This is a genomic window from Echinicola shivajiensis, assembly GCF_018642165.1.
In the GTDB taxonomy this organism is placed as follows: domain Bacteria; phylum Bacteroidota; class Bacteroidia; order Cytophagales; family Cyclobacteriaceae; genus Echinicola; species Echinicola shivajiensis.
This window is the reverse complement of sequence record NZ_JAHHZM010000004.1, coordinates 40,167-61,449: the sequence shown is the minus strand read 5'-3', so window position 1 is coordinate 61,449 and position 21,283 is coordinate 40,167. Positions and strand designations below refer to the sequence as shown.

15 protein-coding genes are annotated in these 21,283 nt (G+C 39.6%); 3 read left to right on the top strand and 12 right to left on the bottom strand.

Annotation, left to right across the window (positions count from 1 at the left end; all coding sequences use genetic code 11):
* Positions 1-5: 5 nt before the first annotated feature.
* The 9 genes from KMW37_RS08745 to cysS all read right to left on the bottom strand — a co-directional run bounded on the left by KMW37_RS08745 (position 6) and on the right by cysS (position 12,928).
* Positions 6-3,401 carry a SusC/RagA family TonB-linked outer membrane protein gene (locus tag KMW37_RS08745; protein WP_246581411.1) on the bottom strand — a complete coding sequence of 1,132 codons (3,396 nt, stop codon included), beginning with the start codon at positions 3,399-3,401 and terminating at the stop codon, positions 6-8.
* Positions 3,402-3,499: 98 nt separating this feature from the next.
* Positions 3,500-4,558, bottom strand: coding sequence for a FecR family protein (locus tag KMW37_RS08740; protein WP_215224249.1), 1,059 nt, complete (start codon positions 4,556-4,558; stop codon positions 3,500-3,502).
* Positions 4,559-4,779: 221 nt separating this feature from the next.
* The gene (locus tag KMW37_RS08735) at positions 4,780-5,382 is read right to left on the bottom strand and encodes an RNA polymerase sigma factor (RefSeq protein ID WP_215224248.1); all 603 of its coding nucleotides are present in this window, start codon (positions 5,380-5,382) and stop codon (positions 4,780-4,782) included.
* Positions 5,383-5,826: 444 nt separating this feature from the next.
* Entirely contained in the window at positions 5,827-6,876 is a 1,050-nt protein-coding gene (locus KMW37_RS08730; protein ID WP_215224247.1) for a UDP-glucose--hexose-1-phosphate uridylyltransferase, read from the bottom strand.
* A 91-nt stretch (positions 6,877-6,967) separates the two neighbouring features.
* Positions 6,968-8,137: a galactokinase gene (locus KMW37_RS08725; RefSeq protein WP_215224246.1), complete on the bottom strand. Its 1,170-nt coding sequence runs from the start codon at positions 8,135-8,137 to the stop codon at positions 6,968-6,970.
* 20 nt (positions 8,138-8,157) lie between these two features.
* Positions 8,158-9,216, bottom strand: a complete 1,059-nt coding sequence (locus tag KMW37_RS08720; RefSeq protein ID WP_215224245.1) for an aldose epimerase family protein — start codon at positions 9,214-9,216, stop codon at positions 8,158-8,160.
* A 143-nt stretch (positions 9,217-9,359) separates the two neighbouring features.
* On the bottom strand, positions 9,360-10,376 hold the full coding sequence (locus tag KMW37_RS08715; protein WP_215224244.1) for a LacI family DNA-binding transcriptional regulator: 1,017 nt from the start codon (positions 10,374-10,376) through the stop codon (positions 9,360-9,362).
* A 79-nt stretch (positions 10,377-10,455) separates the two neighbouring features.
* A complete protein-coding gene (locus tag KMW37_RS08710) occupies positions 10,456-11,445 on the bottom strand; it encodes a M28 family peptidase (RefSeq protein WP_215224243.1) in 990 nt (329 codons plus the stop codon).
* Entirely contained in the window at positions 11,435-12,928 is a 1,494-nt protein-coding gene (cysS, locus tag KMW37_RS08705) for a cysteine--tRNA ligase (protein WP_215224242.1), read from the bottom strand. Before cysS ends, KMW37_RS08710 begins: the two co-directional genes overlap by 11 nt.
* 372 nt (positions 12,929-13,300) lie before the next feature.
* Between cysS and KMW37_RS08700 the strand changes: the two genes are divergently transcribed.
* From KMW37_RS08700 to infB, 3 genes are all read left to right on the top strand, one after another.
* Positions 13,301-13,771 (top strand): ribosome maturation factor RimP, encoded by a 471-nt coding sequence (locus KMW37_RS08700; protein WP_215224241.1) that lies wholly within the window; start codon positions 13,301-13,303, stop codon positions 13,769-13,771.
* A 5-nt stretch (positions 13,772-13,776) separates the two neighbouring features.
* Positions 13,777-15,024: a transcription termination factor NusA gene (gene nusA / locus KMW37_RS08695; RefSeq protein ID WP_186753737.1), complete on the top strand. Its 1,248-nt coding sequence runs from the start codon at positions 13,777-13,779 to the stop codon at positions 15,022-15,024.
* Positions 15,025-15,101: 77 nt separating this feature from the next.
* Positions 15,102-18,134 carry a translation initiation factor IF-2 gene (gene infB / locus KMW37_RS08690; RefSeq protein WP_215224240.1) on the top strand — a complete coding sequence of 1,011 codons (3,033 nt, stop codon included), beginning with the start codon at positions 15,102-15,104 and terminating at the stop codon, positions 18,132-18,134.
* A 293-nt stretch (positions 18,135-18,427) separates the two neighbouring features.
* On the opposite strand, the gene KMW37_RS08685 is transcribed toward infB, so the two are convergent.
* The 3 genes from KMW37_RS08685 to KMW37_RS08675 all read right to left on the bottom strand — a co-directional run bounded on the left by KMW37_RS08685 (position 18,428) and on the right by KMW37_RS08675 (position 21,215).
* Positions 18,428-18,961 (bottom strand): macro domain-containing protein, encoded by a 534-nt coding sequence (locus KMW37_RS08685; RefSeq protein ID WP_215224239.1) that lies wholly within the window; start codon positions 18,959-18,961, stop codon positions 18,428-18,430.
* Between the two features lie 62 nt (positions 18,962-19,023).
* Complete coding sequence (locus KMW37_RS08680) at positions 19,024-20,181, bottom strand: THUMP-like domain-containing protein (RefSeq protein ID WP_317195559.1); 1,158 nt, start codon at positions 20,179-20,181, stop codon at positions 19,024-19,026.
* Positions 20,182-20,225: 44 nt separating this feature from the next.
* Positions 20,226-21,215 (bottom strand): aspartate-semialdehyde dehydrogenase, encoded by a 990-nt coding sequence (locus tag KMW37_RS08675; RefSeq protein ID WP_215224237.1) that lies wholly within the window; start codon positions 21,213-21,215, stop codon positions 20,226-20,228.
* Positions 21,216-21,283 lie beyond the last annotated feature (68 nt).

Sequence of the window (21,283 nt, the reverse complement as noted above, 5' to 3'; positions counted from 1 at the left end):
CCTTTTTAAAATTTAGCACTTATTCCAATGGTAAATGTTCTCATACTAGGATATGAATTAAAGTCCAGTCCGGCACCTGCGTTAGCAGCTTGGGCATTTCCACCATACTTCACCAAATTATCATTCTCATATCCTTTTGTATCTACTTCAGGATCCCATCCTGAATAACCACTGATTGTAAACAGGTTTTCTCCCATGGCATATAACCTAATGGATTGAACTGCTTTTGATTTTAAAGGAATATTATAACCTAGAGTAACATTACGCAGGCGCAAATAAGATGCATCTTCTATAAAATGATCGTTGATATATCCTCCATATTGTGAATAGAAGAATCCATTTCTAGGAAGGTCAGTATCGGTATTGGTAGGAGTCCAACGATTCAAGGATTCAGCTGTCCTGTTCCATTCCAAATTCATTCTGGTCATGTTCAACAAATCGTTGCCGACTTTTCCATACAGAAATAAGGATAAATCAAAATCTTTGAAATAGAAGCTATTATTTAAGCCAAAGGTGAATTTCGGATAAGCAGAACCAATAATCCCTCTATCGGCTGAAGTAATCAAACCATCGCCATTCACATCTTCAAATTTAGGGTCACCTGGCTGTGCATTAGGCTGCGGAGCATATGCTTCTCCTTCTTGGATAACCCCTATATACTTATAGCCAAACAAGGATCCCAATGGTTTGCCCTCTTCGATAACAGCATAGCTTTCTTCGGACACATTCCCTATTGGTTTAGATGAGGTCAATAAAATTTGACTTTGATCACCCAAGCTTAACACCTTGTTTTTGTTCAAAGCAAAATTCAACCCTGATTTCCAGGAAAATTCAGAATTATCGGCAATTTGATATTCGACACCAAACTCCAAGCCTTTATTTTCTGTAGAACCTACATTACTTAGTCCTGAAGTATATCCTGAATACTTAGGAAGATTAACTCTTATCAATAGATTATCGGTTCTCTTATAATATCCATCGATATTGAACTTCAACCTATTTTCCAACAAACCGAAATCAAGTCCCACATTATACTGATCAGTAGTTTCCCATTTCAGCTTACTGTTTTCAGGAGTTGTACTGTTCAAATATGTTCCCGAATTGTTTCCAATACCATCAAATGTATATCTTGCGTTAGACACCAAACCATATGAAGCATAATTACCTATACGCTCGTTACCAGTACGTCCATAGCCAGCCCTAAACTTCAAATCAGAAAACAAAGTCTGATTTTTCATGAAATCTTCATCAATCACCCTCCAAGCAAATGATCCAGATGGGAAAACACCCCATTTGTTATCCTCTCCAAACCTTGATGAACCATCTGCCCGAACAGTTACAGTGAACAAATATTTATCATCCAAAGAATAATTGGCCCTTCCAAAAAAGGAAATAAGGATATTTTCTGACTTATAGGAAGACACTCCAGTTATTGTGGACGCTGCACCCAAATTATTGTACCCATATAGATCGGTAGAAAAGCCGTACACATTGATCCCTTGTCGCTCATTGATGAATTTCTCATAAGAATACCCACCCATTACCTGCAATGCATGTCTATCCTGGAAAAGTTTATCATAGGTAAGAAAGACATCAAATAAATTATGCGTTAGAGAATAATTCGACACATTGGCCACACCATCGTTTATTCCTCCTTGGTAGGAAGAGCGGGTCAAATAACCTCCCAATTTATCTTCACGTATCTCAGTTGCACCATCAACTCTGGCTTTTAAACCTTTAGCTAAATTAAACTCTAAAAACATGGACCCATTTAAGGTACTCTTCTGCAAATCATTCTGTCTGGCTGTTAAATTGGCCAAAGGATTATCACCTCTTCCCCCAGGAGGTCTCGCAAATGACCCATCAGGATTATAAACTGGTACTGTTGGATCGTAAGTCAAAATGCTATACAGAACATTAGAGCTCAATATATTACCATCATAAATTTGATAGTTAGATTTTTCTCTTTGAGCCATAAGAGTCGCTCCAGACTTAACAAAGTCATTGATTTCATGGTCGATATTCAAACGACCAGAAAACCTTGAAAAGCTTGTATTTTTTAAGACTCCCTCTTGATCAAAATAACCTAGGCTAGTTAGTATCTTAGTTTTCTCACTACCACCAGTTACCTGCAAGCTATAACTCTGTACCAAACTTCTTCTCGTCGTAGCATCTACCCAATCAGTATTTACATCAGATGCTAATTGTGAAGGTGTATAAGCCCCATTTTCCTGATTTTCCTGCCCTGGTATTTCCTTAAAAAGATCATTGGCCAAATTCATGTACTCCTTACCGCTTAACATGTCAAAAGGGACAATGGCGTTTTGTGTACTGGTATAAGCATTAAAAGCAATATTACTTTGGCCGGACTTGCCTCTTTTTGTAGTAATCAATACGACACCATTAGCTCCTCTGGATCCATAGATGGCTGTTGCTGAAGCATCTTTTAGGATTTCCATTGAGGCAATATCCTGTGGATTTATATTGATACCATTATCTGTGGGCAATCCATCCACAACATACAGAGGTTCATTCGAGCTACTTACTGAATTCGCTCCCCTAATCCTTATAGACATACTTCCTCCTGGAGCTTTGGAATTTTGAGTAACAACAACTCCAGAAGCCCTACCCTGAATAGCTTGGGCTACGTTGCTAACTGTTCCTCCTGAAGTTAAATCTTCAGAACTCAATGATGAGATTGCCCCGGTGAGATCGCTTTTCTTTTGTGATCCATATCCTACTACCACTACTTCATCCAATTGAGCAGCATCTTCCTTTAGCACAATTTGCAGTACTTGTTGATTTCCAACTTTATATTCTGCGGTAGTATATCCTACAAAAGAAACCACCAATGTAGCTCCTTCCGGAACATCCAAAGTAAATTTACCATCAATGTCTGTAGCTGTTCCAATGGTAGTTCCTTTTACTAAAATAGTCGCTCCGGGAATGGAATTTCCCTTTTCGTCTTTTACTATTCCTTGTACCTTTATATTTTCCGTAGATATGTTTTGTGCAGAGCTACTGGAAAACCGCTCGGGATCTCTTACTTGAACTGCAATATTCTCGTTTACCTGTTTAAAAGAAAGCCCACTCTGCTCAGCAATATCGTAAAGGATATTCGAAAGAATTTCGTTGTTGAAATTAATGGATATTTTAGCTGGATTGCTCTCAAAAAGAGCCTTACTAAAATGATAGGTAAAACTAAAGCCGCTCTTACTCTCGATTTCTTCAAAAATCTCAGGCAAATCTGCTTTATTCAGTTCCAAGGAAATCCTAACCTTATCAATGCTTTGGGCAGTTGAAGGTCCGGCCATTAACATTCCTGAAAATAAGCTAGTAATGAATAGTATTAAGAATGAGTTTACAGTCATCCAAAATAATTTTAATAAATAGTTTTTCATATTTTTGTAGTGGTTTGAATGTAACAATTCGACTTATAGGGCTGCTCATACTGTTTCGACCCGGTAAAGCAGCCCTTTTTTATTTTTCATAGGCAGTATTAATTATTTTGACAATTTCCTCCTTGTAGTATTATCTTTTTATTTTGGCTATCCATTTTGTATTCAAATCCCAAAGCATACTGTAATGAAGTCAGTACATTCTCCAGATTTTCATTGGAATACTTCCCTTGAACAATACAGGAATTTGTACTTTCAGATAGATTTTCAATATCGACCCCGTACCATCGCTCAAGCTTCGTTATAACCTTTGAAAAAGGCTCTTTATCAAACAGAAGCGTTTTTTCTTTCCATAAAATAGCTTGGGAAGCATCGACTTTTCCAACACTAATAGATTTATCGGATTTGCTAAAAGAAGCCTGCTCTCCAGGAACCAACGTAGTTAACTGTGTACGAAATAGACCTGCCGAATCTGAAGCAGTCACTTGCACCTTGCCAGTAAGGACCGTAACAGCTATATCATCTTCATTATCAAATGAATTTATATTAAAGGAAGTACCCAAAACCTGGGTAGTCACCTTGCCTGTATGGACTAGAAATGGTCGCTTTTCATCACGGGCAACCTCAAAAAACGCCTCTCCTTCTAACCAAATCTCCCGCTGATCTTCGGAAAATGGAGCCTGATAACTTAGCTTACTATCTGAATTGAGCCATACCGTTGATCCATCAGGGAGGTGAACTATGCTTTTCTTTCCAGCAGGGTTACTTTTCCTGTTCATTGAAAGGACCCTCTCATAAGTCTGCACTTCCTCTGTTCCATAATCCCCAATAATTGAAAAAAGCATTATAGATGCAGAAAGAAACAACACCAATACAGCTGCCCGTTTGAACCAAACACTGATTCTTTGGGTTTTATAAACCTTCTTTGATAGTTTGTCCCTTTCTATACTCTCCTTTAACCGACCAAATACTAACTCTTTAGTCTCCTCTTCTTGCGCACTTAAATACCTTTCTTCCTGTTTTGGGTTTGAATTGTTAACTAAGGCCTGATAAGCCTCTAGCCCTTTCTTGGTTTGCAAAAGTTCATATACTTTTTCTAATTCTTCTGGGCCACATTTATTGTTGAGAAAATTTTGGAGTAAACGCTCTTCTTTATTCATGCATTTATTTATTGCTTATAAATAGTATTACAGAAAAAAAACACCGAACATATACTCTATGAAGATTATTTTTTTGTTTTATTTATCAACTACCTAATAATGAACTTTTAAAAATATATACAAGGCTTATTTTGAATGAATCGAAAACATTCGATTTGAAGATCCCTAACAAAAAAAAACAAACTAAGTGATTCAACCAAAAAAATAAAACCTTCTAAGGCTTAAAGATAATTTTGAACAAAATATATACTGAGGATCAAAACCCCAACTCCGAGTTTAATGACCTTTTCAAGCCTTCTATTAGCTTTGATAATATGACTGTTTACAGTACCTTTTGAAATACCCAACATATCAGCAACCTCTTCGTAAGACTTGCCCTCAACCCTACAAAGATTAAACACTCGTTGCCGAACTGGAGGTAGCGACTTGATCGCATCTTTTACTGTTTTTTCAAACTCAGCCCCTATAAGTAAATCTTCCGGTCCATGCTCTTTACTACAAAGCCCTGAGCTGGTGACTTCTTTCAAAAGTACAGGGTCTTTAGCTGCTTTTTCTATAGTATTTATTAGATGATTTTTACAAGCCTTAAATAAATAAGGACTTATCGGAAGTTCATCATTTAGTCTCTCTCGGTGGATCCAAACCTTCAAAAAAACATCATGCACCACTTCTTCTGCTAGCTCCCTAGATTTTAAAAACTTCAGCGCATACCTATAAAGTGAAGGAAAGAAATGATCATAGATGGACCTAAATGCCATTTCATTTCCTTTCTTCAAGGATCTAACTAAAGTCTTTTCTTCAAAGGGTGCGTGGTTTAGCGGCATGAAAGTAAATTCTGAAGTCTATTAGAGCTGTAGTTCAACACCTTTGGCATCCTCAAGGCACTATTTTTGGCTTATATTCTCCCAAATACCTAAACTTACAGCTTACCTTTTTGCCTTATCAATTAATTAAATCGACAATTGGTGTCTGGAATATACAAGATTACTTATTAAAAAAGAAACCTTAAGCAAATAAATGATAAGCATTTAAAAATTTTATTTTAATTATTAATAAGATTTATAAAAAACACCAGATGCACCTTACGGCAATAAATCATAAAAGTACATCTAAATAAAAAAACAATATCCCCATAATGATGCTAGGTTTATGACCAAGTGTTAATCGCACCTACACGCTAAAGATATACCCTAAAAATGAAGAAAGACGTTAGATTTAAAATTTCATCTAACGCCTTATACTGTTTATAAATTTCAATTTAAGAAGCCTTACACTCCGAGCTTATAATGCTCTTTAGGCTGGCTCTTAAGAATTTTTACTGCCGATTCAGCTGTAATATCCCTTTGCGGATTGGCCAGCATTTCATAGCCTACCATAAATTTCTTTACGGTTGCTGATCTCAATAGTGGCGGATAGAACACCATATGAAGGTCCCATTCCGGATGCTCCTCACCATCAGTAGGTGCTTGATGGATTCCTGCTGAATAAGGAAAAGAAACCTTAAAAACATTATCATACATAATAGTCAATTGCCTGTAGGCATCTGCCAAGGCTTCTCTTTGGGCAGCGCTCATCTCTGCCAATGAAGCAATATGCGACTTTGGAGCTATCATGGCTTCGAAAGGCCATACCGCCCAGAACGGCACCAACCCCACAAAATATTCATTCTCAAAAAGAATACGTTCATCCTTTTTCAGTTCTTCCTGAATATAGTCCACCACCATACTCTTTTCGTACTTCTTAAAATAATCAGAAAACTTCTGCTGCTTTTTGGAAGGCTCCACCGGAACAGATTCCTGGGCCCAAATCTGCCCATGAGGATGTGGGTTTGAACAGCCCATCACAGATCCCTTGTTTTCAAAGATCTGAACATAATTAATGAAATCCTTTTTACCCAACTCCTCATACTCCTTTGTCCATAACTCCACTACCTTGGTAATGCCATCCACATCCAATTCAGGAATGGTCAAGTCATGACGAGGGGAAAAACAGATTACTTTACAAATTCCTTTTTCACTCTTTGCTTTAAAGAACTCTCCTTCGGACATTTCCCCCTCGGGGATATCAGCCGTCAGTGCTCCAAAGTCATTCTGAAAGACAAAGCTACCTTTGTAGTCAGGATTTTGTTCTCCATTCACCCGGGTATTGGTAGGACAAAGGTAACAGCTCTCATCATAGCTTAGCTTTTGATCTTCTGCTGTTTTCTCCTCCTGTCCCTGCCAAGGCCGCTTTCCACGGTGCGGAGACACCTGCAGCCAATCTCCAGTAAAAGGATTATATCTTCTATGGCTGTGGTCTTCAAAATTAAAATCAGACATAATTTACTTTAGGTATTAATAGGTTTGATAGTTTCACTTTAGATATTAGGTACAAGACAATAATATCGTAATACTTGGTACTCAAGACTAGTTACTGAATACTCATTTCACCTTCGACTACTCGGGTTCCATCTGTGACATCTACTTCGTAGATTTTCAAATCTCTACCAAAAGCCTCTTTATAAGCAGCTGAAATAGCTTTTTCAAAAGTTTCTTTTTGAGATTTCTCCACCAGATTGATGGTACATCCTCCAAAACCGCCGCCCATCATTCGGGCTCCTGCAACGCTTTCGCTCGATCTTGCAAAATCAGCTAGGAAATCAAGTTCTTTACAGCTCACCTCATACATATTGGAAAGCCCATCATGAGACCCATACATTTGCTGACCAAAGCCTTTGATATCTCCTTTTTCCAAAAGCTCGCAGCCCTTAAGCAAACGCTCATTTTCCTCAATTACAAATTTGCTTCTGGTGTAGACCACCTCGGACATATTGGCCTTAGCCTCCTCAAGCATTTCCAAAGTAACATCTCTCAGGCTCTTCACTTCTGAATGATACTTTTGAACTGCTTCCACACCTTCTTGGCATTCTCTTCTTCGGTCATTATAAGCCGTGTCAGCTAATGAATGCTTTACCTGCGTATCGCAAAGAATGATTTGATAATTACCTAAATCGATCGGAAAATAACTGTACTCCAGAGATCTACAATCCAATCTGATGGCATGGTTATCCTTGCCCATCATAGAGGCAAACTGATCCATGATCCCACACTGAACACCTGCAAACTCATGTTCTGCCTTTTGGGCATACTTCAACATATCCAATCTCTCCAAATCCAAATCAAAAAGCTCTGAAAGGGCCAGACAGACACCATTCTCCACTGCCGCAGAAGAGGACAAGCCAGCACCAACTGGCACATCACCACCAAAAACCAAGTCAAATCCATCCAGCTCATATCCTGCCTGCTGCAGTTGGGCGGCAACGCCCATTACATAATTACCCCATCCACTTTCCATTCGCTCAAAATCATCTAAATCGAAACTCAGTGATTCTTGGAAATCGTAAGAAAACAAATGACATTCTCTGGAATCGTTCTTTGCTACTGCAATGACAATCTCTTTATCAATAGCCGCTGGCAAAACAAATCCTTCATTATAATCGGTATGTTCTCCAATAAGGTTGATTCTTCCTGGAGATTTTACGACAATAGCTTCCTTGTCAAAAAGTTCAGTGAACTTTGACGCAATGATTTTAGGGTCCATAAATTAATATCCTTAATTGATTATTTTAATACAGAAAACTTTAGGGAGGTATGACTGGAGAATTTTTCTCCAGGCTGCAGTTTTACACTTGGAAAGTGCGCCTGATTAGGAGAATCAGGGAAATGTTGGGTTTCCAAAGCAATTCCACCATGTTTTGGATAAACAGCACCTTTTCCTTTCACTGTGCCATCAAAGTAATTGGCGGTATAAAGCTGAATGCCTGGCTCTGAGCTTTCCAGCTCCAATTGAATTCCAGTACCCGACTCAGAAAGCACCAAATTCGGTTGTGTTTTATCAAAAACCACCGTCTGATCTAAGCCATTTCCAATAAGCGTTTGCGGATGATCTGAGAATATCCCCTCCTTTACCTTTTTTGATTCGGTAAAATCAAATGGCGTATCCTTTACTGATAAAATTTCCCCAGTTGGGATGCTGCCTTCCTTAACCGATACATAAAAGGGTGCATTTACTTTTAGATCATGCTCCAAGACGGTCTTTGAAAAGTCCCCTGACAAATTGAAATAACTATGGTTTGTGAGGTTAATTACAGTGGTTTTATCTGTCTCAGCAGCATAGCTGATGAAGAGTTCATTATCATCACTCAAAGTAAAAGTCACCTCTACTTTTAAATTGCCCGGATAATTCTCCTCCCCATCGGGGCTTAGGCATGAAAACTTCACTCCTGAAGGAATTTCTTCAACCTCCCAAATCTTCTTATCAAATCCTACTTTTCCACCATGAAGGTGGTGACCTCCTTTTGAATTATCTAATTCGTAGGTTTTTCCTTCCAACTCAAACTTCCCTGCATCAATCCTATTACAAACTCTTCCAACAGTTGAGCCCATATACGAATAAGCCTTCATGTAGGCCTCTCCTTGATATTCCTCCATACTATCAAAACCCAAAACTACATCTGTTCCTTTTCCATCACGGTCTGGAACAATTAGATGCGTAAGCGTCACACCGTAATTGGCAATACTCACTTTCATACCATTACTATTGCTTAGGGTAAATAGCGAGACTTCCTCGCCATTGGAGGTATGACCGAAAAGGGTCTTTTCTATTTTAACTGAATTCATAGGATGAAGGATAGATAGTTATCCTAGGTTGGTTTGACATTAATTCGAATTTTCACACCAAATTAATGGATAAAAAAATGTTATTCAGGCTTTGGAAAGGATATTTTGTAAGAAAACGTTCCCGAAAACGTTCTCAGAACTTTTTACTTTTTGGATGAATTACGAATAACCAATTCAGTGTCCAAAACTAGATTTTGTGGTTCGAATGATTCTGGGTCCAAAAGTTGGTCCAATAAATTATTCGCTGCCAATCTTCCCATTTCATAGGCTGGTTGGTCCACTGTACTAAGAGAGGGCTCCAATGCATCGGAAACTGGCATATTGGTGAATCCCACCAATGCGATGTCTTGAGGAATTTTCATCCCTTTGGATTTCAAAAACTTCATTACATCAATCGCTACAGGATCATTAATAGCAAAAATAGCATCTGGCTTTTCCTCCAAACCCAACAATTGATTGGTCAGCTTTTTATTGGATTCCTCAGTCAGGTCACTATAAACGATCAAATTCTCATCTAAGCTGACACCGTTTTCTTTTAAGGCCTGCACATAACCAGCTATCCGCTTTTTACATATATACATCCCTTCAGGCCCAGAAATAAAGGCGATTCGTTTACAACCCTGATCGAGTAAATGTTTGGTAACTTTATAAGCCCCTAAAGTATCATCCACGGTAACCGTTGATACAGGAAAACCTTCTGTAATCCTATCAAAAAGCACAAAGGGAATTTCCCTGTCGATTAGATTTTGTAGATGCTCGTAACTTTCAGTTTCCCTGGAAAGAGAGATCAACAGACCGTCCACTCTGGTAGAAATCAAGGTCCTTATATCAGACTTCTCCTGTTCAAAGTTTTCATTAGACTGACATATCATCACATTGTACCCCCTTTTATAGGCGGTATCTTGAATGCCGCTGATATTGGAGGCAAAAAAATGGGAAGCCAATTGTGGCACCACAATCCCTAGGGTTTTTGTCCGATTTACTCTAAGGCTTTGCGCTACTACATTAGGAGTATAATTTAGCTTTTCGGCCATTGCCATGACCTTTTGCCTGGTTTCCAATTTTATTTCTGGGGAATTACGAAGTGCCCTAGAAACTGTAGAAATGCTAATTTTAAGCTTTAAGGCAATATCCCTAATGGTAACTTGTCCCTTTTTCATGATTTAATTTCTTAGTCAAAAAATGAATATACATTTTTTGCTAGACAAGACCTATCCTTTTGAATCTTACAGGAATTTTCTATTCCTGATATATGGTAAATAGCACTGTTTCGCCCACTGCTTTCAAAGTTCGCTTATCAATCACATCCATATTGTCAGAATGCTTATGGTGATATCTGCCAAAACCAAAATCAGGTGAATAATCGATAATATCAATCATTGGAATCCTAGCTACCTCATTTACAGGGATATGATCATCAGTAATCGCATGGGATTCGCGCATTTGAAAAAAGTCACTGTGACCTATTTGATGAGCATATGACCAGACTTTATTTAGTATTCCTTTGGCATATTGTAAAGAAACACCCTCTTTATAAAACCTAGCTCCTTTAGCTCCCACCATGTCTACCAATATTCCAAAATAGGCAGAATAACCTCTTTCATGCGGGTTTTTAGCCCAATATTGTGAACCTAGACACCACCACTTGGCATCATTTGTACCACCCTTGGCAGACTCTGGTTTTCCGTCATCCTCTCCATCAAAAAAGATAAAATCGATTCCGACCTCAGGCTTAAGGCTATCTGAAGAAACGATTCTTGCTATCTCCAATAAAACCCCTACTCCACTTGCACCATCATTTGCACCATCTATAGGTTCATTGATTCTCTCTGTGTCCTTATCAGCTATTCTTCTAGTATCCCAATGAGCAGCTAGCAAGATCCTTTTTTTGGCTTCAGGCCTGTAGGAAGCAATAATATTACTAAGCTCCAATTTTTTGCCATCATAGGCCTCGGCAGTGAATTCCTGGGTGCTTACTTCCAATCCAAAAGAAGCCATCTTCTGTTGCAGCCAAGCACCAGCTTTTTTATGCTCCTCAGTATTGGGTACCCTAGGTCCAAAATCCACTTGCCTTTGAATATATTGATATGCCGAATCAGCCATAAATTCAGGGACGGCCTTGGCCTCAACACTAACTGCAGGAGATTCATTGACTTTCTCAACTTTTCCATCTCCACAAGCTGAAAGGGCCAATAATAAAATGAAACCCCAAATCCAATTATTCTTCATATGCCCAGTCTACTTTATCCTTCATATCCTTGACTACTACTCCAATTGCCTTTAAGGAAGACCTGATTTCATCTACCTTTTCATAGTTTTTGGCCAGCTTGGCCTCTTGATAAACTTTCAACAATATTTCCAACAACTCCTGCTGCCTATCCGATTTTTCTTCCACCAAGCCTAGAATATCCTCCACAAAAATTGTGAAAGTTTTGATCAATTCTTCAAAAACCTCCTGACCAAGGTTTCCGGCTTTCAGCTGGCCTGTGTAAAGACTATTTATTTTTTTCAACAAATTAAACAGATGGCCTATGGCTTGGGCGGTATTGAAATCATCATTCATCGCCCTGTAGGCACTTTCTATACTTTTCTTGACCTGATCAACCTGCTTTTCATCCAATTCTACTCCCTCTTCAGCTTGATACTCCAGGCTTCTTGCTATCCTCAATCCATTAATGATCTTTTTATAACCTTTTTGGGCGGCCTGCAATGCATCGTTGGAGAAATCCAAAGTAGACCTATAATGTGCCGTCAAGATAAAATACCTGATGGTCATAGGGCTATATGCCTGTTCTAACAGTTCGTGCTTACCTGAAAAAAGCTCTTGGAGGGTAATAAAATTCCCCAGTGACTTACCCATTTTTTGACCATTGATGGTGATCATATTATTATGCATCCAATACCTAGCTGGATCAGATCCATGACCGGCATTGCCCTGTGCTATCTCACATTCATGATGGGGGAACATCAAATCCATTCCACCTCCGTGAATATCGAATTGATTCCCCAGGTATTTGGAGCTCATAGCTGTACACTCCAAGTGCCAGCCTGGAAAACCCATTCCCCACGGAGACTCCCATTTCATCAAATGTTCAGGGGAGGCATTTTTCCAAAGCGCAAAATCTATTGGGTTTCGTTTTTCATCTTGGCCATCTAACTCTCTGCTTCCGCTCATCAACTCTTCCACCACTCTGCCAGAAAGCTTCCCATACGGCTTTTCAGAATTGTATTTAATCACGTCAAAATAAACGCTACCATTCACCTCATAAGCCAAACCTGCATCCAAAATACCCTGAACCAATTTAATCTGCTCGGGAATATGTCCTGTAGCCCTCGGCTCTATATTCGGTTTGTTGGTATTCAACAGGTCCATATCTCTATGATAGGTATCTGTATAATGTTGGGCTACTTCCATTGGTTCCAACTGTTCCAATTTTGCTTTTTTTGCAATTTTATCTTCCCCGTCATCCGCATCACCTTGCAAATGCCCCACATCAGTGATGTTACGAACATAGCGCACTTTATATCCTAAATGATTCAAGTACCTATATACAGTATCGAAAGTCACTGCTGGTCTGGAGTGTCCAAGGTGAGCATCTCCATATACCGTGGGACCACATACATACATCCCAACAAATGGGGGCTTTAAGGGTTCAAAAAGTTCTTTTTTACGAGAAAGTGTATTGTATATCTTTAATTCTTTAGAAATCATAAAACAAATTTAGTTAAACCGCCAGCAAATTCTACAGTTATCCTGATCACAAAACTATCTTTTAAAATCCAAAATACCCTGTTTAAACGGGAATAAAACAATTTGTGGGACAAAAAATTCATATTTAATTAATCATCGATCAAAATGCCATGGCCATCTTTTTCTCAAAGTATCCCAATAAGCCTAATTTTTCTAAATTACCCACTCTAAGAAGTTCACAAATCTTCGTTAAAACCTTTAGTAAACAGGTTAATAAAATTTTACATGCAAAATCTTCCTTTTTTTCTGAAAAAATTTTTATTACATTTGTAGCGTATTTAGTCGTTATAGAGGGGACACACAGTCCCCTCTTTCATTATAGGTGTTTGAAGTATGAGTATAAAGCAGACCATCGAGGAAATTGTTAGTAAGCATTTGCCCGATGAATCTCACTTTGTGGTGGATGTGTCCATAAGTGAAAACGGCCCCAAAAAGAAGGTCAGCATCTTAATCGATGCCGATCAGGGTTTAAATATAGACACATGTGCCTTGCTCAGCAGAGCTGTAGGAGAAGAATTAGAAGCCAAAGAACTTTTGGAAAGCGCTTATGTATTGGAGGTATCCTCTCCAGGTCTTGACTACCCACTTTCAGGAAAAAGGCAATACCAAAAAAATATTGGCAGAAAATTGCAAGTATCCTTAGAAGGGGGCAGTAAAGTGGAAGGCAAGCTTTTGGCAGTAGATGCATCATCAATTACATTATTGGTGAAACAAAAGGAAAAAGGCAAAAAGGCTACTGAAGTCGAGGAAAACATCGCTTTAGAGCAAATTAGGAAATCAATTGTATTAGTCTCTTTTAAATAAAAAAAATGGATGCTAAAGTTCTTATAGAATCGTTTGCAGAATTTGCAAGATCAAAAAATGTGGATCGCCCGACTATGATCCGCATCTTAGAGGATGTGTTTAGAGCAATGATTCGTAAAAAGTACGAAACAGATGAGAATTTTGATGTGATCATCAATGCAGACAAAGGTGACTTGGAGATCTGGAGGATTCGTGAGATTGTCGACGACAATTCAGAAGACATTTGGGATCATGATAAAATCAGCTTTACCGAGGCACGTAAAATTGAACCTGATTTTGAGATCGGGGAAGAGACATATGAGAGAATTGAGCTAGAAGACTTTGGTAGAAGGGCTGTAATGATGGCCAGACAGACTTTGATCCAAAAGATCAAGGATTTGGAAAAAGACTTACTTTTCCAACAATATGAAGAGTTAGTAGGTGAAATTATTACCGCAGAAGTATACCAGATTTTGGGAAGAGAGATGCTTTTGATGGACAGCGAAGGCAACGAGCTGATCCTTCCAAAAGGTGAACAAATCCCTAAGGACCGCTTCCGAAAAGGAGATGCTGTAAGATCTATCGTCCACAAAGTGGAAATGGTTAACGGTAATCCTAGAATCATCCTTTCAAGAACCTCCCCAATCTTCTTGGAGAGATTGTTCGAAAATGAAGTGCCAGAAGTTTATGATGGTCTGATTACCATCAAAAAAATAGTAAGAGAACCAGGTGAAAGAGCAAAAGTAGCTGTGGAATCTTACGATGACCGAATCGATCCGGTAGGTGCTTGTGTGGGCATGAAAGGTAGCAGGATCCATGCAGTAGTTCGTGAACTACAGAATGAGAATATCGATGTAATCAATTATACCGATAATTTGGAACTTTATGTATCCCGTGCACTTAGCCCGGCCAAAGTAAGTTCCATTCAAGCAAACGAAGAAGAAAAGCGACTTTCTGTATTTTTAAAGCCTGATCAAGTATCTTTGGCAATTGGTAAAGGAGGATACAATATCCGTCTTGCCAGCCGTTTGGTGGGCTATGAAATTGACGTCTTCCGTGAACTTTCTGACTATGAGGAAGAAGAAGATGTCGATCTAACCGAATTTTCTGACGAAATTGAAGGTTGGATTATAGAGGAGTTGAAAAAAACAGGTCTAGATACTGCCAAGAGTGTGTTGGCATTAACTAAAGAAGACCTAACCAGAAGAACTGAACTCGAGGAAGAAACCATTGAGGAGATCTTCAGAATTTTAAAACAGGAATTTGAACAGTAAATAAATGGTGCTGATCAGAAATGTTCAGCCCAAGCATATTTACATCAGTAAAGAAAATTAGCAACAGGTTTTAGCGTATGTCAGAAGAAAAAATGATGCGATTAGGCCAGGTAGCCAGAAAGCTCAACGTGGGAATTTCCACGATAGTTGAGTCTATGGCTAAGAAAGGCTTTGATGTAGAGAGCAACCCTAACTCCAAGATCAGTCAGGATCAATTCAATATGCTGGCTAAGGAGTTTAAGTCCTCTGCACAGGAAAAGGAGGAAGCGTCCCACCTTTCCATAGGTAAACGTCATAATGAGACCTTTACCATCAAAGCTGAATCAGAAACCGTGCCTGAGGAAGTAAAGAAAGAGGAAGCGACCAAAACCACTCCTACTCCACCAAAAGAGGAGAAAAAGGAGCCAGAGGTCAAACCAGAAGCAAAAAAAGAAGAGGACGACAAAGTGTCTCCAGAAGCTCCTAAGCTTCAGGGCATAAAAGTATTGGGTAAAATCGACCTTGGTGCCCAAGGTCAGCCTAAGAAAAACAAGCCTAAAAAAGAAGACAAACCAGTGGCTCAAAAAGAGGAACCTAAAAAGGTAGAAAATAAACCTCAAGAAAGGCCAAAAGAGGAAAAGCCAGAAGCTAAGGCTCCTGAAACTCCTCAAAAACAAGAAGAACCAAAAGTTCAAAAACCACAAGAAACCACTAAGGCTGAGAAGCCTCAGGAGAAAGAAGACGCAAAACCAAAAACTACTTCTGAACCTGGGAAGGAACAGAAATCTGACAAAAACATAGCATCAAAGCCGCAAGCTGAGAAGCCCGCTGCTCCTACTTCTGAAAAACCAGCAGAGCAAACCAAGAAGCCTGAAGAAGCTCAACCAGAGAAAGAAAAAGGTGATTCTGTAATCTCTGCAAAAGCTGACGCACTAAAAGGACTAACTGTACTTGGAAAAATTGAACTTCCAAAAGATAAGCCTAAGAAGAAAGCTAAACCTGTGGCATCCTCAGATGAAAGAGGAAAAGATAAAAAGAAAAGACCGCGTAAGCGTATCGATAAGCCGGGAACTCCTGGTCAAGGAGGAGGTCCTGGAGGACAGGGCGGAAACCGTCCAGGAGGCGGTCCAGGTGGCAACAGAAACCAACAAGGCGGAAACCGTAACCAAGGCAATCGCAAAAGACCTGGAGGAGGCAACCAACAGAAAGGAAACAGATTCCAGAAAGTTGAGCCTACCCAAAAGGAAATCCAAGATCAAATCAAGCAGACGCTTGCCCGTCTACAAGGCGGAGGTAAGTCAGGTGGAAGTAAAAGCAAGAGCCGTAGGGACAAACGCTCTGAGAGAACCAAGGACCATAATGTCGAAGGACAGGAGGAAACTAAGATCCTAAGAGTAACAGAATTTATTTCTGCAAATGACCTTGCATCTCTATTGGATGTTTCGGTAAACGAAATCATCTCTGTATGTATGTCCTTGGGCATGTTTGTTTCGATCAACCAAAGACTAGATGCAGAAGCCATTACCATCATTGCTGATGAGTTTGGATATGAGGTAGAATTTACCAAGACTGACGAGGAAGAAGATGAGGTGGAAGAAGTGGATAAGCCTGAAGATTTGAAGCCTAGAGCTCCAATCGTCACGATCATGGGACACGTTGACCACGGTAAAACATCCTTACTGGATTATATAAGAAGTGCAAAAGTAACCAGCGGTGAAGCAGGTGGAATCACCCAGCACATAGGTGCTTATGACGTGAAGACTGACAATGGTGAAAAAATAGCCTTTTTGGATACTCCAGGTCACGAAGCCTTTACAGCGATGAGGGCCCGTGGTGCTAAGATCACTGATGTGGCTATTATTGTAATCGCTGCTGACGATAGCATCATGCCTCAGACCAAGGAAGCCATCAACCACGCTCAAGTAGCTGGTGTTCCAATGATCTTTGCCATCAACAAGGTGGATAAGCCAAATGCCAATCCACATAAAATCAAAGAGGAACTGGCCAATATGAATTTGCTAGTGGAAGAATGGGGCGGTAAATACCAGTCTCAAGAAATCTCTGCAAAAACAGGTCAGGGCGTAGATGAATTACTGGAAAAAGTATTGCTTGAGGCTGAAATTCTTGAATTGACAGCCAATCCAGATAGAAATGCTACTGGTACAGTGGTGGAAGCTTCACTTGATAAAGGAAGAGGTTATGTTTCGACTGTAATGATCCAGTCAGGTACATTGAGAATTGGTGACATCATGCTTGCCGGCCAGCACTATGGCAGGGTAAAAGCCATGTTTGACCATACTGGTAAAAAAGTAAAAGAAGCTGAGCCTTCTACTCCTGTTCAGGTCTTGGGGCTTAGTGGCGCTCCTCAAGCAGGTGATATCCTTAAGGTTTACGACACAGAGCGTGAGGCTAGAGAAATCGCCAACTCTCGTGAGCAAATCAATAGAGAGCAGAGCATGCGTACCAAGAAGCACATTACCTTGGATGAAATTGGTAGACGTTTGGCTATCGGTAGCTTTAAGGAACTTAATATCATCATCAAGGGTGACGTGGACGGTTCTGTGGAAGCCCTATCCGATTCCTTACTGAAACTTTCTAAAGATGAGGTAAGTGTTAATATCATCCATAAAGGAGTAGGACAAATTTCTGAATCCGATGTACTATTGGCATCAGCTTCTGACGCTATCATCCTAGGATTCCAGGTAAGACCTTCCTCAAGTGCGAAGCGATTGGCCGAACAGGAAGAAATTGAAATCAGACATTACTCTATCATCTACGATGCCATCAACCAAATTAAGGATGCTATAGAAGGCATGCTTGAGCCTGAATTTGAAGAGGTGATCACTGGTAATATCCAAGTAAGAGAAGTCTTCAAGATCTCTAAAGTGGGTACAGTAGCAGGATGTTATGTAACTGATGGATTTGTAACCAGAAAGAACAAGATCAGAATCATCAGGGATGGTATTGTAATCCACGATGGAGAAATCGATCAGTTGAAGCGTTTCAAAGACGATGTATCTGAAGTGAAAGCTGGATATGAATGTGGTATTTCTATCAAAGGCTATAATGACATCAAAATTGATGACACCATTGAAGGATACGAAATGCGAGAAGTTAAGAGGAAGAAATAATTCAACTAAATACACACGCTTAAAGTCGAAAGGACAGTTTTTTAACTGTCCTTTTTCTTTTATTTACCAATAAATACACCATATGTTGATTGCCATAATATTATTTATAAAGACATTGGGATATGCTTCTTTATTAAGCATTGTGGCGGGTTTTATTCGCCCTGTTTATGTTTTATGGTTTATGGACAGGTGCAATAGACTCTTGGTTCTAAAAATATATGGAACTCTGGCTCTGCTGTTTTTTGTCTTATATTATGTGATGAGCTCCTTTCTTTTATAGTCTAGATAAAAAACTACTGCTCAAGCCGGGACAGAACCTCTTCATGAACCTTAAAATCTTCCTCGCCAAACAGAACAAAACATATCTTTTTAACTGTCTTCAAGCTATCTGAAATTTCCATAATTGCTTGAAAAGCCACGCTGGCAGCTTCTTTCACGGGATAACCAAAAACCCCAGTAGAAATTGCTGGAAAAGCGATTGATTCCAACTGGTACTTATCCGCCAATTTTAGCGCATTTTTATAGCAATTAGCCAAATACATTTCCTCTGGCTTATCACGGCCATAGACAGGACCTAAACAATGAATTACAAATTGATTGGGTAAATTATAAGCATTGGTAATGACCGCTTCCCCCGGAGAAATGGGGCCAAGCGGCACTGCCTCTCGCTCCAATTCAGGTCCTGCTGCCCTGTGAATAGCTCCAGCCACTCCTCCGCCCACACGTAACTGGGCATTGGCTGCATTTACTATTACATCTATATCAGGCTGTTTGGTTATATCGCCGCGCCTGTTAATCAGTTCTATATCTTTGAAAGCTCTTGACATCCTCATTCGGCTTACGTCAAGATCAATTTAAGATAATTTATCTTGTTTGTCAATGTGCTTAATCAGACAACCCTTCTACAAGAAAAAGCTTTGGGCTGCCCATCTGAAGTTGTACAGGCCAATAAAAACTCTTGGCCACCATCTTTCAATTTAAATTTCCTTTTGATGGCCTCTGCTTTTAAAGGATGGTTTCTGGATAATACATTTACTTTTCCTGAAGGGAACAATTGCTTGATTTTCTTTTTACCCAACTTTATCTCTTCAAGAACCTCAAAAGCCCTGCCCTGGATATTTTCAGGCAATTGATCAGCAGTGTACAGGTGGGTATTGGGATGGAGCTTTTTCAGCTCATATTGGTGGGCAAAGGACTTGAATCCCCCAGCCTTCAAAATGGCAGCTGAAGGCATGATCAAATACTTTTCTACAGGGCTAAAAAAAACAGGAACTTGTTCCTCTTCAGCGTAAGTAAATTCAAAAGCCGATTCCTCGGAGTCAGATAAGTTCCACGCCTTAATTAGAGGTTCATCATCCTTAAGCTCCTTTCTCCAGATCAATAGAATTTCCTTGACCTCATTTTTGACAGCAATCACATGAACCACCTGGACTGCAAGTAATTCCTTTAAGGCCTCCTTGATATCAAGCATAGGGGAAGCCTTTACCATTATATTATCGGCCTTCTCAATCATCATGGCCCAATTGCTCACTATATCAGGCTCACAATCAGCCAGCTTATACAATTTTTGATTATGGTCTCCCCTTCTTGCCGGATCCACATATATCCAATCAAAAAATCGATCAGTATTGCTGAGAAATTCAATGGAATCTTTAGAAAGCACTTGGAATTTCTCAGGCCTGTCACTCAATCGCGAAAAATTAAGAGCAGCGATTTCTGCCAGCTTTTCCTGTCTTTCCAAGTATACTACCTTTTCAAACTGCTGACCAAGAAAATAAGTATCTACCCCAAATCCGCCCGTCAAATCAACCAAGCTTTGGCCTTTTACCAAGCGCGCCTTGAAATTGGCTGTCTGCTCTGAAGAACACTGCTCCAAGGAAATGGATGCTGGAAAAATAACATGGAGGTTGGCTACCCAAGAAGGTAGTTTATGTTGGGCTTTTTTTCTAGCAGAAATCTGCTGAACGGCCTCTTTTATATCCAGATCTTGAATCTGGTGGTGCTTTAAAAGCAATTGTGCAGGATCTTCATCAAGATGATCCTGCACAAATTGAAATAATTTCTCAGTGTATATTTTGGAAGCTTCCAAACTTACACTAAGCTATGTTCTACTAAGTACTCTGCTATCTGAACAGCATTGGTTGCAGCACCTTTTCTAAGGTTATCAGCTACGATCCACATATTCAACGTATTTGGCTGAGACTCATCTCTTCTCAATCTACCCACAAAAACCTCATCACGCTTATGCGCATTCATTGGCATTGGGTATACATTATTGGCTACATCATCCTCCACAATTACGCCTGGTGTTGCCGCCAATAGTTGCTTTACTTCTTCCAAATCAAAATCTTCTTTGAACTCAACATTCACAGATTCTGAGTGACCACCCATTACAGGGATTCTTACAGTAGTTGCCGTCACCTGAATATCTTGATCATCAAAAATTTTCTTTGTTTCGTTGATCATTTTCATTTCCTCTTTGGTGTATCCATTATCCTGGAATACATCAATGTGAGGCAATACGTTTAAATCAATTTTATGAGGATATGCCTTTTCTCCGTCTTTTCCATCACGCTCATCCATCAACTGATTCACAGCTTTGATTCCAGAACCAGTTACTGACTGGTAAGTAGAAACAACCACCCTCTTGATACCAAATCGCTCACGCAATGGTGCCAATGCCAATACCATTTGAATGGTAGAGCAATTAGGATTGGCAATGATTCTGTCATCAATCTTCAATGACTTAGCGTTAATTTCAGGAACAACCAATTTTTTGGTAGGGTCCATTCTCCAAGCAGAAGAATTATCCACCACGATAGTGCCTGCTTCAGCAAATTTTGGAGCCCATTCTTTGGAAGTATCCCCTCCAGCCGAAAAGATAGCTATATCTGGCTTTTCAGCCACTGCCTGCGTAAGACCTATCACTGTGTATTCCTTATCCTTGAAAGTCATCTTCTTTCCCGCAGACCTTTCACTGGCCACTAAGAGCAATTCATCAAAAGGGAAATTGTGCTCAGCAAGCACTTCAAGAATTTCTGAGCCTACCAATCCGGTAGCTCCTACAACAGCTAATTTCATTGTTGAAAACTTTCTATTAATTGATTTTTATACTATTTTTCTTAAACCTTAATCAAGTATAGTACCTG